This window comes from Rhodoligotrophos sp. CJ14 (assembly GCF_038811545.1).
GTDB classification, from domain to species: domain Bacteria; phylum Pseudomonadota; class Alphaproteobacteria; order Rhizobiales; family Im1; genus Rhodoligotrophos; species Rhodoligotrophos ferricapiens.
The window spans coordinates 3,512,595-3,528,268 of record NZ_CP133319.1 but is presented as its reverse complement, the minus strand read 5'-3'; the positions used below and the strand labels follow the sequence as shown (position 1 = coordinate 3,528,268).

At 59.5% G+C, this 15,674-nt stretch carries 14 protein-coding genes and 1 riboswitch; of the genes, 5 read left to right on the top strand and 9 right to left on the bottom strand.

Going from position 1 to position 15,674, the window contains the following annotated elements; genetic code table 11:
* On the top strand, positions 1-1,002 hold the full coding sequence (locus RCF49_RS16470) for an RluA family pseudouridine synthase (RefSeq protein ID WP_342640878.1): 1,002 nt from the start codon (positions 1-3) through the stop codon (positions 1,000-1,002).
* Positions 1,003-1,151: 149 nt separating this feature from the next.
* Positions 1,152-2,051, top strand: a complete 900-nt coding sequence (gene rpoH / locus RCF49_RS16465) for an RNA polymerase sigma factor RpoH (RefSeq protein WP_342640877.1) — start codon at positions 1,152-1,154, stop codon at positions 2,049-2,051.
* 108 nt (positions 2,052-2,159) lie between these two features.
* Here rpoH and RCF49_RS16460 read toward each other — a convergent pair whose 3' ends face one another.
* The 5 genes from RCF49_RS16460 to RCF49_RS16440 form a co-directional block, all read right to left on the bottom strand.
* Positions 2,160-2,558, bottom strand: a complete 399-nt coding sequence (locus RCF49_RS16460; protein ID WP_342640876.1) for a hypothetical protein — start codon at positions 2,556-2,558, stop codon at positions 2,160-2,162.
* A gap of 54 nt (positions 2,559-2,612) precedes the next feature.
* Positions 2,613-3,026, bottom strand: a complete 414-nt coding sequence (locus RCF49_RS16455; RefSeq protein WP_342640875.1) for a hypothetical protein — start codon at positions 3,024-3,026, stop codon at positions 2,613-2,615.
* A gap of 61 nt (positions 3,027-3,087) precedes the next feature.
* The gene (locus RCF49_RS16450) at positions 3,088-3,528 is read right to left on the bottom strand and encodes a hypothetical protein (protein WP_342640874.1); all 441 of its coding nucleotides are present in this window, start codon (positions 3,526-3,528) and stop codon (positions 3,088-3,090) included.
* Between the two features lie 78 nt (positions 3,529-3,606).
* Positions 3,607-4,026 carry a hypothetical protein gene (locus RCF49_RS16445; RefSeq protein WP_342640873.1) on the bottom strand — a complete coding sequence of 140 codons (420 nt, stop codon included), beginning with the start codon at positions 4,024-4,026 and terminating at the stop codon, positions 3,607-3,609.
* Positions 4,027-4,066: 40 nt separating this feature from the next.
* Entirely contained in the window at positions 4,067-4,519 is a 453-nt protein-coding gene (locus RCF49_RS16440) for a hypothetical protein (protein ID WP_342640872.1), read from the bottom strand.
* Positions 4,520-4,831: 312 nt separating this feature from the next.
* On the opposite strand from RCF49_RS16440, the gene RCF49_RS16435 reads away from it, so the two are divergent.
* Together RCF49_RS16435 and RCF49_RS16430 are read left to right on the top strand one after the other, a co-directional pair.
* The gene (locus RCF49_RS16435; RefSeq protein WP_342640871.1) at positions 4,832-5,983 is read left to right on the top strand and encodes a GNAT family N-acetyltransferase/peptidase C39 family protein; all 1,152 of its coding nucleotides are present in this window, start codon (positions 4,832-4,834) and stop codon (positions 5,981-5,983) included.
* Complete coding sequence (locus RCF49_RS16430; protein WP_342640870.1) at positions 5,980-7,446, top strand: RimK family protein; 1,467 nt, start codon at positions 5,980-5,982, stop codon at positions 7,444-7,446. Before RCF49_RS16435 ends, RCF49_RS16430 begins: the two co-directional genes overlap by 4 nt.
* Before the next feature lie 35 nt (positions 7,447-7,481).
* Here the strand turns inward: RCF49_RS16430 and RCF49_RS16425 are convergent, their stop codons facing one another.
* From RCF49_RS16425 to RCF49_RS16410, 4 genes are all read right to left on the bottom strand, one after another.
* Positions 7,482-8,096 carry a hypothetical protein gene (locus RCF49_RS16425; RefSeq protein ID WP_342640869.1) on the bottom strand — a complete coding sequence of 205 codons (615 nt, stop codon included), beginning with the start codon at positions 8,094-8,096 and terminating at the stop codon, positions 7,482-7,484.
* A gap of 152 nt (positions 8,097-8,248) precedes the next feature.
* The gene (locus tag RCF49_RS16420) at positions 8,249-10,129 is read right to left on the bottom strand and encodes a hypothetical protein (RefSeq protein WP_342640868.1); all 1,881 of its coding nucleotides are present in this window, start codon (positions 10,127-10,129) and stop codon (positions 8,249-8,251) included.
* Between the two features lie 329 nt (positions 10,130-10,458).
* Positions 10,459-12,312: a phosphomethylpyrimidine synthase ThiC gene (gene thiC / locus RCF49_RS16415; RefSeq protein ID WP_342640867.1), complete on the bottom strand. Its 1,854-nt coding sequence runs from the start codon at positions 12,310-12,312 to the stop codon at positions 10,459-10,461.
* Positions 12,313-12,369: 57 nt separating this feature from the next.
* Positions 12,370-12,493: riboswitch (TPP riboswitch) on the bottom strand.
* A 79-nt stretch (positions 12,494-12,572) separates the two neighbouring features.
* Positions 12,573-13,865 (bottom strand): adenylosuccinate synthase, encoded by a 1,293-nt coding sequence (locus tag RCF49_RS16410; RefSeq protein WP_342640866.1) that lies wholly within the window; start codon positions 13,863-13,865, stop codon positions 12,573-12,575.
* A 184-nt stretch (positions 13,866-14,049) separates the two neighbouring features.
* Between RCF49_RS16410 and betC the strand changes: the two genes are divergently transcribed.
* Entirely contained in the window at positions 14,050-15,597 is a 1,548-nt protein-coding gene (gene betC, locus RCF49_RS16405) for a choline-sulfatase (protein ID WP_342640865.1), read from the top strand.
* The last annotated feature ends 77 nt before the right edge of the window (positions 15,598-15,674 follow it).

Genomic DNA, 15,674 nt, shown 5'->3' with positions numbered 1-15,674 from the left:
ATGATCGATGACATCCAGGAGATCCGTGAGCTCACAGTCGCCGTGTCCGAACGGGGGGAACGGCTAGACAAACTGCTTGCCCGACATTTCGACGATATCAGCCGGTCACGCTGCAAGGCCCTCATCGAAGACGGGAGGGTCACCGCCGATGGCTGCAAGATAGGCGAGGCGCGCTATCCGGTCAAACCCGGCGAGAAGATCGTGGTCGTGCTCCCTCCGCCGCAATCGGCTGAGCCGGAACCCGAGACCATACCGCTGAAGGTCGTCTATGAAGATGATCAGGTGATTGTGATCGACAAGCCGGCTGGGCTCGTGGTGCATCCGGCCGCGGGAAATTGGACGGGAACCTTGGTCAATGCCCTGATCGCTCATTGCGGGGACAGTCTCTCAGGCATAGGGGGCGTCCGGCGGCCTGGAATCGTGCACAGGCTCGACAAGGACACAAGCGGGCTCCTGGTGGTGGCGAAGACCGATCGCGCCCATCTTTCGCTTTCCGAGCAATTTGCCGCGCATGGCCGTGATGGACGGCTGGAACGCTCTTATCTCGCGCTGGTGTGGGGAACGCCTGACCGGCGTCGGGGAACGATCACCACGCAGCTCGGGCGCATGACCAGCAATCGTCAGAAAATCGGCGTGATGCGCCAGGGCGGGCGGGATGCCATCACCCATTACGAGGTCCTGGCCTCGACACCGGAAGGCCTCGTCAGTTGTGTGCGCTGCCGGCTCGAGACCGGGAGGACTCATCAAATTCGCGTGCATATGGCGCATATAGGTCATCCCATTCTGGGAGACGACACATATGGTCGCGGGTTTGCAACGCGCGCCGCAAAGCTGCCGCAGACAGCGCGTATGTCACTGACGGCTTTGAAGCGACAGGCGCTCCACGCCGAACGGCTTGGCTTTAATCATCCGGTCACCGGAGAGCATATGACTTTTGAAAGCTTCTTGCCCGATGATATCAGCCGATTGGTCGATTCTCTGAATTTTCAAGACCGGAACTGATCCAATCGGCGTCGGTTTGCGTATTAACAGTCGTAAGCCAACAGTGAAATGCCTTGGGAAGGCCACACCGGCCACCTAGGATTTCGCGCGATGGACAGAGAGCAGAGGACAAACGGCCTTGACGGCCGCCCCTCGGAAAGGGGGACTGAATGAGCAAGATTATGGTTCCGACCATCACAGGCGACGGCGGACTGGCGCGGTATCTTCAAGAGATCCGCAAGTTCCCGATGCTGCAACCCGAGCAGGAGTTCATGCTCGCCAAGCGCTGGCGCGAGAACGGCGACAGCGAGGCAGCTCACAAGCTCGTGACCAGCCATTTGCGCCTCGTGGCGAAAATCGCCATGGGCTATCGCGGCTACGGCCTGCCGGTATCCGAAATCGTGTCGGAAGGCAATGTCGGCCTTATGCAAGCTGTGAAGCGTTTCGATCCCGACAAGGGCTTTCGACTCGCGACATATGCTATGTGGTGGATTCGTGCCTCGATACAAGAGTTCATCCTGCGTTCGTGGAGCCTTGTGAAAATGGGCACCACGGCCAGCCAGAAGAAGCTGTTCTTCAACCTGCGCAAGGTGAAGGGCCAAATTCAGGCGCTGGAAGAGGGTGATCTCAACCCGGATCAGGTCAGCGAGATCGCAACCCGCCTCGGCGTGCCTGAGGAGGACGTGATTTCGATGAACCGGCGCCTTTCGGGCGATGCGTCACTGAACGCACCCCTGCGGGCGGAATCCGAAGGCGAATGGCAGGATTGGCTGGTCGATGAAGAGGCCAACCAGGAAACCAAGCTCGCCGATATGGAAGAGATGAGTGTCCGACATGGCCTGCTGACCCGCGCCATGGAGAAGCTGAACGACCGCGAGCGGCGGATCCTCGAGGCGCGCCGCCTTGCGGATGAGCCGCTGACGCTGGAAGACCTCTCACGGGAATTCGGCGTCTCGCGGGAACGGATCCGGCAGATCGAGGTGCGTGCCTTCGAGAAGGTGCAGAAGGCCGTGCGCAATGAGGCGCAGGCTGCCCTTGCCGCGCCGGCCAATGCGGGCGCGCTGGCCTAAACGGCAAAACCGCGCCACGGCCTCAGGGCATACGGCAATTGAGCGCAGATTCCTCTGGAATCTGCGCTTTTTTTGTTTCCGCATCCGGGCGGGGCTGACGACACCGGCTCATCCGCAGGACCAGTAATGGTCAACCAGAACCCAGTCGCCTTCATCAACCGCAGGAGGAATTTTGTTGAAATTGTCGACCAAAATGGGAGGCTTGCTTTCTGTCGTATAGACTATTTTGACCGCCGAAGCCTGCTTCTGGCTGGAGTCGTCTTCGGTGCAGCGTGGATATTTCTGGCTGATCTCATCATGGATCTGACGAAATGACTGAGCACTGCTCAACTGGTATAGCTTGAGCTTTTGCATGTCGCTCACCCGTTCAAGCCTAGGCTTCGCACTGAGCGTGATCTTCATGCCAGGCCCTTTGACGAAGAGCGCGACAGTGCCGGTGGTGACGCCAGCATACTCGTCGGCCCGCAAGGCGGGCGTGAATGTAAGCTTTTCCTTCTTGTAGGACACGGCCCCCCTCTCAGTTGCGTTTCATGAGCAAAGGTGGAACTGTCGGATGTAAGCTCAACAGGCCCAATAGCTGTCCACGAGGTACCAGGGATTCTGATCTATCTCGGAGGGGAGCTCGGCCGTCTGACCGATGCGAAACGGCTTAACCGCTTTGGCCGTAAACGCAATCGTGACATGGTGTTCGGCGAAGGAAGCCTTTCCGCAGTCACAGCGCGGAAACTGTTCCCGGGTTGCCGCGATGGCCCTATCCAGGGGTCGTTCTTCACTGAGGGGCGAGATTGTCACCTCCGGAAAGGGCGGGAATTCGCGTTTCACAGTTCGCGGTCCGGGCTGAATCACCCATTCTTCCGACCTGACCAGCACAGCTACCGTTCCATAATCGAACTTGCAATCAGGCGCGCATTCCAGCCGCTGGATGTTCTTCGCCAAGGGCGAGACAGGCGCGGCGCTACAATCCACTTTGGTCATTATGATCTCTCTTTCAAATACGGGCCGCGCTCACCCGGTACATCCACCTAACGCTTCGGCTTCAGCAAGACCAATATTGATCAACCGAGAACCAGGAGGCATCTTCAAGATATTCCGGCATTTTTCCCATGGAAGAAAACGAGTAAGAGGATGCCTGTGCGGGGGTGTAAGCGATCTCTATTCGCAACTTCTCACCAGGCTGGGCATCTTCGTCACTACACGTTCGATGCTTGGCATAGATCTTCAAGACCACCTCCCGCAAGGACACATCTTCTCCAAGCGGGATCACGCGCAGTTCATTCACCTTTTCCGCGCGGCGATGGTTGCCCTCGGCTCGACGGGTGAACAAAACGGAACCGATACTGACATCACAGCCTGACTGGATCAGCGCAACCTTTTCGCCGGGCTGCGGCCTCGCCGGTACGCAGTTTAAAGCTTTTGCGCCCAAGCCCTCGCGCGCAAACGATCCGAGAGATCCCTGCCCTGTCTCGTTGCTCCCCATAGAAGCTCCCTATGTCCTGTAAACTCTCGCCGCGGTCCGCGACCGGGCTGGTAGGGGTCGGCATTCGCAGATGAGCGATCAATGCGAAAGGTAGTGTTCCGCAATCAACCAGGGAACGTCAGGTGTTTCAGGCATAACGTAAAGTTGGTGCGTTTCGACGGGCTGCTTGATCTGAGTGTCCGAACAGATGATCCACACTTCGATGGTCTCTTGATCGGTCGGCTTGCAACCCGCGCATATCGGAAAGCGGCTATGGACCACCTCGAAGACGTCCAACAATGATTTGGCGCCACCCGGCGAGCCAAGCGGAATTGCCAGCAAATGAAATTCGGACTGCGGAACACCATCAACCGATGTCGTCTCCCTGAATATCACGCCAGCGCTCTTGGAGGATCTGTTGGCTGCCTCGATATCCTGCTCAGCCGGCGCGACGGCAGCAGGCCAGGATGGACCATCTCCTTGGAGACCAGACTGGTCACTGGGGAGGTTTAAAGTCATCTCGAATGTCCTCGACCGTCATTCTGCTGGCGCGTGCCGATCAGCTGTATTGGGCGGCAACTTGGTCAAGCGTCACGGACGACCAATACTGCTCGGCGACACGCCAGGGTAGCCCCGAGAACTGGTCCGGCACCTGCTCGACGTATTTTTCTAAGGATGCTGGCGCCTGCACAGGAGCATAGCGGATCTGGATCCAGGTCCGCTGCTCGTCCTCAGTCCTGCTGTCAGGAAAATGCTTATGCATCCGATCTATGACTTGCTGAAGGGTGTCCAGCATGTCGTTTTCGCCCAGCTGAAAACTGGCGAAGCGGAAGCGATTCGGTTCCGATTTCAGGATCAGTGCGACGGCGCCCGATTGCGCGTCGCACTGGGCCGGCATTTGAGAACCGATCGAGGAATAGACGCCGGATTCGCGGCAAGACAGGTCTGCCTCCCCCTTCCCAAAAGTCCCAGCACCCTGGACAGAGCCGGAATTCAGCGCAGCATTCGTCATCGAAACACACCTTTCGCCAAGTTGTCCTAGGCGCCGGACCATATCGCCCGGTGCGGCCGCTATATGGCGGTTTCGGGGCGATTTTCCGCGGCGAGTGGTCCGCGCTCCCAGCCTGAAGCAAGAGCTTGACGTTTTACCCAAACAATTCGTTAGTCTGCATGCGGGATGCCACTTGAACTCCGCCGAAAACGGCGCGATATCAGCGCATCCGGGCGGGATTGGCGCTGTTATGGCGAGAGCGCTGACTCCGCAGTACTCGGCCGCATTTCGATGCGAGAATGGCTCGCATCGGCGGCCATGGAGCCGCGGTTGATGGGCACGGCCATAACGTTGAGGGCTTCATCTCGCCGCATGCCGGCCGTGTCGCTGCGTCCTGCCGAGGCCGCTGATGTTCCTGCACTGGTCGCCCTCGAGGAAACGGTGTTCGAAACCGACCGGATCAGTGCACGGAGCTTTCGCGAGTTTCTGCGGTCGGATTCTGCCGTGGTCAAGGTTGCGATGCTCGATGACGAGGTGGCCGGATACGCAATCGTCCTGTTCCGGCGCAATACGTCCGTTGCGCGGGTTTACTCGATTGCCACCGCCCCCTTTGCCCGTGGCCAAAGGATCGGAGAACAGCTGATGCTGGCGCTCGAGGGCTGTGCGACCGAGCGCGACGCCATGTTCATGCGGCTGGAGGTCCGTCCCGACAATCATGCCGCTCTCGCGCTGTACAAGCGGCTGGGCTATCGCGAGTTCGGGCGCTTTCTCGACTATTACGCCGATCATTCCGACGCATTGAGGCTGGAGAAATCGCTGCTGTCGCACGCGCCGACCATCGCCCGGCAGGTCCCCTATTATCCGCAAAGCACCGAGTTTACCTGCGGGCCCGCCGCGATGATGATGGCGCTTGCCGGCATCGGGGTACCGGTCGAGTTCAGCAAGCGGTTCGAGATCAGCCTTTGGCGCCAATCCACAACGATCTTCATGACCTCGGGGCCGGGCGGATGCGAACCTGTGGGCATGGCGGTGACGTTTGCGCGCATGGGGTACAAGACGTCGGTCTATGTCAGCCGAACCGGTCCGCTGTTCCTCGACAGCGTGCGCACACCCTGGAAGCAGGATGTGATGAAGACCGTCCAGGAAGACTTCCTGGAGCAAGCCCGGAGTCTTGGCGTGAAAATCAGACGACAGCCCCTTTCGTTGAAGGGCCTGCGTCAGGCGCTCAAACGGGGCGCCACTGCAATCGTATTGGTCAGCGCCTATCGCATGTATCATGAGCGCTCGCCACATTGGATCCTGGCCTATGATTGCGATGACCATTTCGTATTTGCCCATGATCCGTGGGTTGACCCTGACAATTATGAGGTCGCGGTCTCGAAGGCGGCTGTCGCCATCCCGATCGAAGAGTTTGAACGGATGAGTGTTTATGGAAAGTCACGCCTTCGGGCGGCGGTGATTGTGGAGCCTATCGAACCCAGATGAGCTGGCTTATTCTCGTCGATCAGAACCGCAACTTCGCCAATGCCGACACGCCGCACAAGGTGATGACCTCAAGGGATTACCTGTCGCGGCCGCATCTCTTTGGCGACATGAAGCCGAAGATCATAAATCTGGCGCGCAATTACTCATACCAGGCATCGGGCTATTACTGCTCGCTGCTGGCGGAGGCGCGCGGCCACCGCGTCATCCCGTCGGTGGAAACCATGGTGGAGCTCTCGAAAAAGGCGCTCTACAAGCATGCGCTGCCAGAACTCGAGGACATGCTCAATCGCTGCCTTGAAAAGACGAATGGCCATACTCGAGCTGTCGAGCCTGACATTCTCGTCTGCTTCGGGCTCACGGGCGATCAGGGCCTGAGCCAGTTCGGCCGGTTGCTGTTCGACTGGTTTCGCGCGCCGATCCTGCGGGTGCAACTGGAGCCTAATGGCAACGGCCCCAGACGTATCAAGAAAATCGCGCTGGAGCCGGCCAACACGCTGAAAGGCGACGAGACCCAGTTCCTGAGACAGGCGCTGGATGCCTATACGCGTCGTGCCTGGCGCGATGCCAAGGCGCGGGTGCCGGCAAAATATACTTTGGCGGTGCTTTATGATCCGCAGGAAAGGCTCGCGCCCTCCAAGGAAAGCTCGCTCAAATATTTGGCAAAAGTCGCCGAGAAGCATGGGGTTGAGGTTGCGCCGATCACGAAGAGCGATCTCGACAGGCTCGCCGAGTTCGACGGGCTGTTCATCCGCGAGACGACGTCGATCGACAACCACACCTATCGCTTTGCCCGGCGCGCACAGCAGGAAGGCATGCCGGTCATCGATGATCCGCAATCGATGATCCGCTGCACCAACAAGGTCTATCTGGCGGAGCTCCTGACCGCCAATAAGCTGCCGACGCCGAAAACGGTGATCGTCCAAAATATTCGGCAGGCAGAGGAATTGCCGGAGCAGCTCGGCTGGCCAGTCGTGCTGAAGATCCCGGATGGATCATTCAGCCGGGGCGTCTTCAAGACAGAGACGCCAGAGGCGCTGCGGGAGAAGATCAAGAGCCTGCTCGAGGAATCGGACCTGCTTATTGCCCAGGAATATGTGCCCACCGCATTCGACTGGCGCATCGGGGTGCTGGATGGCGAGCCGCTGTTTGCCTGTCAATATATGATGGCGGCGCATCATTGGCAGATCGTCAAGCACGAGCCCGGCAAAGCGCCGGATGAAGGCACATTCAAGGCCTTTCCGATCGCGGAGGTGCCCAAGCCAGTCATGGACACCGCGGTTGCCGCAGCGAAGCTGATCGGTGACGGGCTTTATGGCGTCGACCTCAAACAGACCGAGGATGCGCTCTACATCATCGAGGTCAATGACAATCCAGACCTCAATCACGGGATCGAGGATCTTGCGGAGAAGGATGCCGTCTGGGAAAAACTGATCGCCTGGTATGTCAAGCGGCTCGAGGCTTAGAGCATTTTCGCTTTCTTTAAGCTCAGCTGCTGACCCTACGGCCTTCGCCGAGGGCCGGGCGGCATCACAGGCTCTATCGGCAGAGGAAGAACACCAGCCGGCTCGACCGCCTTTGGCGCTGCGGTCGGGCGCTTCTTGCTGACCTTCACAGGCGCCGGCTTTTGCGCCGAGAGTTTTATCCCATAGAGTACCCAACCGCGGTCGGCTTCGGCAACGAAGGTGAGATCGAAGCTCACCTTATGACTGCATGTGGTGAGAGTTCCAGCAACGTGGAGCCGGCCAAAGCCATCCGGCCCCGGCGTGCGTGAGAATGTAGGATCGGCGGTCGGCAAAGAGCCGAGGTCGATGCCGGCGAGCCGCCAGTCTTTGAATGTGTGGGCAAGATCCTCGGCGGAGTTCGCGTCCTGGAAATGCTGGGACGCGAGTTGGCGAAACACGGTGTAATTCCCGGTCCGGTTGGCCTGATCGAGCGCAATCATCGTGCTGCGAAGCAGGCCCACCAATTCGGTCTTCTCGGGCACTGCCGGAGACGGGTGATCGACAGGCCCCACAGTCACGCTGACTTCCTGAGCGGCCAGGCAGGATAGGCCCATGGCGGAGGCGAGGATAAAGGCAAGCAATGCGGCAAAGATGGAACGAAGCCGATACATGTAAAATACCTAAATACAAATCACCCTCGCCTTAAAGTTGCATTGCGGTGAAAAAATGTCCGCCAATGCGCGTAGTGAGGCGGAATGAGGCACCTTACCGGGTATCATGGAGCGCCCCATGCTGACAGAGGCACAGCTTCTCGCGACCGCCCCTACATAGCCCAGGACAGACCGACCCTGTAGCCAACGCTGCCCTTTTTCAGACCAAGACCAAGACCGGATGAAAGAATGACGTTCGGTGCGAGCTTGACGCCAGCCGAGAGGGACAAAGCCTGCTTGTCGGCAAATCCGCCGAGATTTACGGAGACGGCCAGCTTCTCGAAATCCGGCAGGGGACTGGCCAAGGCCAGAGCCATGGCGATGCCTTCCTCGACCCTGTCCATGCGCTGGCCCAAATATCTCACATCGCTGGCGAGGTCGTCGAAGCGTCCTTCGAGTGCGTTAAGCCTCGTTTCCATCGGCTTTAAAGCTTCCGCGGCGAAGAGGCTGTTGAACTCCTGGATCGGGCGAGCCACCATCCGACCATCCGCGTCCGAGGTGATCAGGTAACGCTCCTCGCCTTGCTGCGCAGCCTTCGACTTCTCCGATGTCACACCCCGTAGCTGATGGGTGCTGCCCTGCTCGTGGCCGAGGCTCACGCTGCGGTTCTCGTCGTCGACCTCGATCACGGCCGTTTTCGTTTCGACCTCTTGGATGCGGCTTTCGTGACCATCCACGCGCTTCTGCAGTCGCTGACTGGCCGTTTTGAGATTATCACGGCCGGACTCGATTAGCCCGAATTCCTCGCCCAGACTCTGAGCCTCATTCTTGAGTTGATGATTCCGCGTGTCGAGCCGGTTAAACTCGTCGTCACGATCCCCCACCATTTTGATGGTCTCGTCATTCCGCTGCTTCAGCTTGTCGAAATCGTCGTTGCGATCCCGAACCATCTCGATGGTATTGTCATTCCGCTGGCTCAGCTCATCGAAGTCTTTATTGCGATCTCCGACCATCTTTGTGATCTGTGTGTTCCGCTCATCTAGCCGTTTCAAACTGCCAAGATCGTCCCGACCGTTGTCGGACTGCACACCTGGAGGCTGAAGCACTTGCTTAGCAGCCTGTTCCACGCGGCTGCCAGCCTGTTTCATTTGCTCGATTGCTCCATCTGCGTGCTTCTTAACCTTGGAGGTTTCTTCCCCAAGAAAAACCCTCAGCCTCTCCCGTTCATTGTCCCATTTCTCCGATATTTCCCGCTTCTTCTCATCGATGAGCTGCGAGTATTCACTCGTTCTTTGGTTAATGGTTGTTTTACCCGATTTGGCCGTCAGATCGACGCCTTCAACTGCGGTCTGGATGCGCAGAAGATACGGGTTAGTATCAAGGTCCGCGCTGCTACCGAGGTCGCGCTTCATCCGCCTCACCAAGCCGTCATAGCTCGTGGCGGAAAGCCTTCCGGAAGTATCCGTGACGACGATACCATCACCCACAAGATCTTCTTTCCACCTGGCGAGGCCAGGCATGACGTAGAAGTTATCCGCTGATCCCAACCTGACCTCGTAGTCATCCCGGGCGGCGACCCCGTTACCGATCGCTATCGAGTGTCGACCTTTAGCCCATGTGGCGTAGCCGACCGCTGTGGAGCCCTCTCCAATCGCCAGCGCCGTGTGACCGAAGGCGGTGCCATCCAGCTTCGCTTCGCTATGCGTACCGAAGGCTGTGCTTCCTTCGCCGACATACACGTTGGCGCCGATGCCGAGCGCAGCTTGGTCCGAGCGCCAAGCCTTTCCCTTCCCCGCTTCGAGAAACGGCGTATACGCCTGCCCATCTTCTCTCCTCGAACGTAAGCCGCAGGCTAGGGATGGTGTCGTCAGCTTGCCATCTTTGTCTCGCATGTTCATGAATTCGCAGGTGCTCGAGATGTAGTCGAGGTAAGTTTGAAAGGACTCATCACCTTTCTTGATGATGTCACCATCGGCGCCCTTCCATATACCAGTGTCATTGTCCCGCATCGGTCCCTCAGCAAATGCCGCTCCCGCGGAGGCCAACGCGATCATGGAGACACTTACAAAAATAGATCTCGTATGTAGAGACGCGCGCAAAGAGCAACGCCGCCGGGACAACCGCCGTGCCATGTATTAATATCCCCGAACCAATTTAAGTCTGAAATTCTGCCGCGCTCGAAACGGCTCGTGTCCGTGTCAAGAACTTTTAATGGACCTCTCGTAGTTCGACTGGATGACGAGAAGTTGGATTAAAAGCGGCAAGTTTTGGGCTGAGTACGATTTCAGTACTTGGTACGACGACTTGGACGCGCCATGAAAAAGGGCGGCGCGACACGCGCACCACCCTTTTTAGATCCCTTGCTGATTTTCAGGCCGGAGTCCTACGGCTTATCGCTATCCTGCGGGACATAGACCTCGCCGCCCAGCTCCACGAATTTCTTCGACATCTCGGCCATGCCGAAGGTCTTATCATTCAGCTTGGCCGCGTAATCACGCACATCCTGGGTGATCTTCATGGAGCAGAATTTCGGGCCGCACATGGAGCAGAAATGCGCAACCTTGTGCGCCTCCTTGGGCAGGGTCTCGTCATGGAAGGCCAAGGCCCGCTCCGGATCCAGCGACAGGTTGAACTGGTCTTCCCAGCGGAAGCTGAAACGCGCCCTGGACATGGCGTCATCCCAAGCCTGAGCTGCCGGATGCCCCTTGGCGAGATCTGCCGCATGCGCCGCGATTTTGTAGGTGATCACCCCCTCCTTCACGTCGTCGCGATTCGGCAGGCCCAGATGCTCCTTCGGAGTGACGTAGCAAAGCATGGCGGTGCCGAACCAGCCAATCATGGCCGCGCCGATCGCCGAGGTGATGTGATCATACCCCGGAGCGATGTCAGTGGTCAGCGGGCCCAAGGTATAGAACGGCGCCTCGCCGCATTCGCGGAGCTGCTTTTCCATGTTGATCTTGATCTTGTGCATGGGCACGTGACCCGGGCCCTCGATCATGACCTGACACCCCTTTTCCCAGGCGATCTTGGTGAGCTCGCCCAAGGTCTCCAGCTCAGCAAATTGAGCGGCGTCATTGGCATCGGCGATCGATCCCGGCCGCAACCCATCGCCGAGGGAGAACGAGACGTCATATTTGGCCATGAGATCACAGATTTCGTCGAAATGCTCGTAGAGGAAGCTCTCCTTGTGGTGGGCCAGGCACCACTTGGCCATGATCGAGCCGCCGCGGCTGACGATGCCAGTGACGCGATCGGCGGTGAGGTGGATGTATCCGAGCCGCACACCCGCATGGATCGTGAAGTAATCGACCCCCTGCTCGCATTGCTCGATCAGGGTGTCCTTATAGACCTCCCAGTCGAGCTTGACCGGATCGCCGTTCACCTTCTCCAGCGCCTGATAGATCGGCACCGTGCCGATGGGCACCGGGCTGTTGCGGATGATCCATTCGCGGGTGTTGTGGATGTTGCGGCCGGTGGACAAGTCCATCACCGTGTCGGCACCCCAGCGGATGGCCCAGACCATCTTCTCCACTTCCTCCTCGACAGAGGACGTCACCGCCGAGTTGCCGATATTGGCGTTGATCTTCACGAGGAAGTTGCGGCCGATGATCATCGGCTCGAGCTCGGGGTGATTGATGTTGCAGGGGATGATGGCGCGGCCGCGGGCGATCTCGTCGCGCACGAATTCCGGCGTCACATATTCAGGAATGGCGGCACCGAATGATTCTCCATCCGCAATCGTAGCGCGCGCATTGGCCAGCGCTTGCTCTCGGCCGAGATTCTCACGGGCGGCCACATAGATCATCTCCTTGGTGATGATCCCCGCGCGCGCGCATTGCAGCTGGGTCAGCGGGCGAGAGCCATCGCCCCGCAGCGGCTGATGGGCGATGGGGAAGGCCTTGGCCAGATGCTTCTGGCCGACATTGCCATTGTCTTCCGGCTTGATCACGCGGCCATTATAGGCCTCAACCCCGCCGCGCTCGAGCACCCAAGCGGTGCGGGCGCGGGGCAGGCCCTTTTCCACATGAATGGCGGCCTGTGGGTCGGTGTAGGGACCGGAGGTGTCATAGACGCGGACCGGCGGCTCCCCGGCGCTGGCATGCAAACCGATCTCTCGGAAGGGCACGCGCAGATCCGGCGCTGCGGCGGGTGAAACATAGATCTTGCTGCTCGCGGGCAAGGGCCCGGTGGTCACCTTGAGCGGCTCGAAGTCCTTCGGCTTGGCGGGCTTGTTCATGGTCAGATCTCCTCAAATCGTGAAGGAGACCCGGGAAACGGAGGCGGAGCTGGAGGGAAGTGCAACAGGTTCCAGTCCCTTCGCCGGCATGACCCGGATCAGGTTCGAAGGGTTCGCTCTTCTGAAGGCTTCCGGCCTTCCGAGCATCTCAGCGCCTCGCGGCGCACCCCTCGGAACATGTGCCCACTCTGCGGGATCTTGCGAAGATGCGCAAGCCCAGTACAACAGCCGACCAGGAAATCCTGATCTGACCGAAATTCTCAGTCCTCGAAGGGATCGTGCATGAGAATCGTGTCGTCACGCTCGGGGCTGGTGGAGAGCAATGCGACGGGACACTCGATCAGCTCCTCGATATGGCGCACATATTTCACAGCCTGAGCCGGGAGATCGGCCCAGCTGCGCGCGCCATAGGTTGATTCGGACCAGCCGTCGACCGTCTCATAGATGGGCTGGACGCGCAGCTGCGCCGCCTGGCTCGCGGGAAGATGATCGATGCGTTGGCCATCGAGCATATAGCCCACGCAAATCTGCAGCTCATCAAACCCGTCGAGCACATCGAGCTTGGTCAGGGCGATGCCATTGATGCCACTGGTCTTCACGGTCTGGCGCACGAGGGCGGCGTCAAACCAGCCGCAGCGGCGCTTGCGCCCCGTCACCGTGCCGAATTCGCGGCCTCTCTCACCGAGCCGCTCGCCGATGGGATTGATCTGCTCGGTCGGGAAGGGACCGGCGCCCACCCGGGTGGTGTAAGCCTTGGCGATGCCCAAGACATAGCCGATCGCACCAGGCCCGAGGCCAGAGCCGGTGGCGGCCTGCCCCGCCACCACGTTGGACGAGGTGACAAAGGGGTAGGTTCCGTGATCGATATCGAGCAGCGCGCCTTGCGCGCCTTCGAAGAGGATGCGGTTGCCCGCGCGACGCTCGGCATCGAGCAGCATCCAGACCGCATCCATGAAGGGCAGCACCTTCGGTGCGACCTCGCATAATTCGGCATGCAGCGCGGCCGGATCGATCTCCGGGGCACCAAGGCCCCGACGCAGGGCATTGTGATGCGCCAGCAAGCGCTCGATCTTTGCCCCGAGGGCGTCGAGGTCCTGCAGGTCCATGACACGGATCGCGCGACGGCCCACCTTGTCCTCGTAGGCGGGACCGATGCCGCGGCGGGTGGTGCCGATCTGGCCAGCGCCGGCGGCCTCCTCCCTGATCCCATCGAGCTCGCGGTGAAGCGGCAGGATCAGCACGGCATTCTCGGCGATCCGCAGATTCTCGCGCGTGACCTTGACGCCTTGCGCACTCAGCCGCTCGATCTCATCGCACAGCGCCCATGGATCCACCACGACGCCATTGCCGATGACCGAGAGCTTGCCGGGACGAACAATGCCAGAGGGAAGCAGCGAGAGCTTGTATGTCTTACCGTCTATGACCAGGGTATGGCCGGCATTGTGGCCGCCCTGGAAGCGCACGACCACATTCGCGCGTTCCGAAAGCCAGTCCACAATTTTGCCTTTGCCCTCGTCGCCCCACTGGGCGCCGACAACGACCACATTGGCCATCGCAACTCTTCCTCATCAGGTCTGTCGAACGGGGGTCTATAGCGCGAATGACTGCGCGCCCCAAGCCTCGATCGCATCCTTTGTCGATATTGTCCTCGCGCGCGTCGGTCGCATCGAGGCAAAGCCGCCTCAAGCGGGCCTATCGTCGATCCCGGTGAGCTATTGGTAAACGGGAGGGGTCCTGGTGCAACCGAATATCGTGCTGATCATGCTCGATCAGATGAGCCCGCAATCGCTGCCCGTGTATGGGCACCCTATCGTACAAACGCCAAACATGTCGGCACTTGCGGATCAGGGGGTGGTCTTCGAGAATTTCTACTGCAATTCCGCGCTGTGCGGCCCCTCGCGCTTCTCGATGATGGCGGGACAGCATAACAGCCGGATCCAGGCCTTCGACAATGCTTCGGATTTTCCGGCGGCGATTCCGACCTTCGCCCATTACCTCAGACTTGCCGGCTACCGCACCTGCCTCGCGGGCAAGATGCATTTCGTCGGCCCCGATCAGCTGCACGGGTTCGAGGAAAGGGTGACGACGGACGTTTATCCCGGCGACTATGGCTGGACACCGACATGGGATGATCCGGACCGGATCCATTGGTGGTTCCACAACATGCTCAGCATCACCGAGGCCGGTCCCTATGACCGGACGCTGGAGATCGACTATGACGAGGAGGTCGCCTGGCAGGCCGAACGCTGGCTCTATGATGCGGCGCGGTCGCGGGATAAGCGGCCCTTCCTGCTCACCGTCTCTTATATGCACCCGCACGATCCCTATCTCGCGCCGCGGGCGTTCTGGGATAAATACCGGCTGGATGACATCGACATGCCGACGGTGCCCAATATTCCTCTAGAACAGCGAGACCCGTTCAGCCGGCGCATGTGGCAGCTCTACGATCGCCGCGAGTATGACGTTACTGACGAGCATATTCGCGCGGCACGGCATGGCTATTACGCCATGACCTCTTACGCGGATGATCTGGTCGGGCGCATTCTCAGGCCGCTCAAGGCACTTGGCTTTGCCGACAATACAGTGGTGATGGTCACGGCCGACCATGGGGACATGCTGGGAGAGCGCGGACTATGGTTCAAGATGGTGTTCTTCGAGCGCTCGATCCGCGTACCATTGATCATGCACTGGCCCGGTACTCTCTCGCCGCGGCGCGTCAGCCAGAATGCCTCATTGATCGATCTCCTGCCCACCTTTCTCGAGCTTGCCGGCGCCAAGGCCCCTGCCCCAGCCGCGCCCGTCGATGGGAAAAGCCTGATGGGCCTCGCGCAAGGATCGAGCGAGGGATGGGAGGACACGGTGATCGGTGAATATTTCGCGGAAGGGACCACCGAGCCTGTCTTCATGATCAAGCGGGGCCAATATAAATACATCACCGCAGCCGGTGATCCACCGCAGCTGTTCGATCTCCAGGCGGACCCGCACGAGCTCGTCAATCTGGCCGGCAATCCCGATTATTCGGAACTGGCTCATCGCTTTGCCAGCGAAGCCGCGGACCATTGGGATAGCGCGGCCTTGCGCGCCCAGGTAATCGCCTCCCAGCGGGCGCGGCTTCTGGTTCAGGAGGCATTGCTCACCGGCAAAATCACCCCGTGGGATTACCAGCCGCATTTCGATGCGACCCGGCAATATAACCGCAACTACGGGGGCGAGCTTTATGATACCGACCGACGGGCCCGAATCCCCTATCGCGAAGAGCCCCCGAAACGCGAGGTGGGGGAATAGATAGGATTTGCCACGATTTCGACGCGATCCCAGCAGAATGCTCCGCCGAAATCATCTGTTTCGACGGTGATCATTTC

Excerpts from the sequence above, each read along its gene's own strand:
- RCF49_RS16470 (WP_342640878.1), top strand. The coding sequence starts at position 1 with ATGATCGATGACATCCAGGAGATCCGTGAGCTCACAGTCGCCGTGTCC.
- rpoH (WP_342640877.1), top strand. The coding sequence starts at position 1,152 with ATGAGCAAGATTATGGTTCCGACCATCACAGGCGACGGCGGACTGGCG.
- RCF49_RS16455 (WP_342640875.1), bottom strand. The coding sequence starts at position 3,026 with ATGACCAAAGTGGATTGTAGCGCCGCGCCTGTCTCGCCCTTGGCGAAG.
- RCF49_RS16450 (WP_342640874.1), bottom strand. The coding sequence starts at position 3,528 with ATGGGGAGCAACGAGACAGGGCAGGGATCTCTCGGATCGTTTGCGCGC.
- RCF49_RS16445 (WP_342640873.1), bottom strand. The coding sequence starts at position 4,026 with ATGACTTTAAACCTCCCCAGTGACCAGTCTGGTCTCCAAGGAGATGGT.
- RCF49_RS16440 (WP_342640872.1), bottom strand. The coding sequence starts at position 4,519 with ATGACGAATGCTGCGCTGAATTCCGGCTCTGTCCAGGGTGCTGGGACT.
- RCF49_RS16435 (WP_342640871.1), top strand. The coding sequence starts at position 4,832 with ATGGGCACGGCCATAACGTTGAGGGCTTCATCTCGCCGCATGCCGGCC.
- RCF49_RS16430 (WP_342640870.1), top strand. The coding sequence starts at position 5,980 with ATGAGCTGGCTTATTCTCGTCGATCAGAACCGCAACTTCGCCAATGCC.
- RCF49_RS16425 (WP_342640869.1), bottom strand. The coding sequence starts at position 8,096 with ATGTATCGGCTTCGTTCCATCTTTGCCGCATTGCTTGCCTTTATCCTC.
- RCF49_RS16420 (WP_342640868.1), bottom strand. The coding sequence starts at position 10,129 with ATGATCGCGTTGGCCTCCGCGGGAGCGGCATTTGCTGAGGGACCGATG.
- thiC (WP_342640867.1), bottom strand. The coding sequence starts at position 12,312 with ATGAACAAGCCCGCCAAGCCGAAGGACTTCGAGCCGCTCAAGGTGACC.
- RCF49_RS16410 (WP_342640866.1), bottom strand. The coding sequence starts at position 13,865 with ATGGCCAATGTGGTCGTTGTCGGCGCCCAGTGGGGCGACGAGGGCAAA.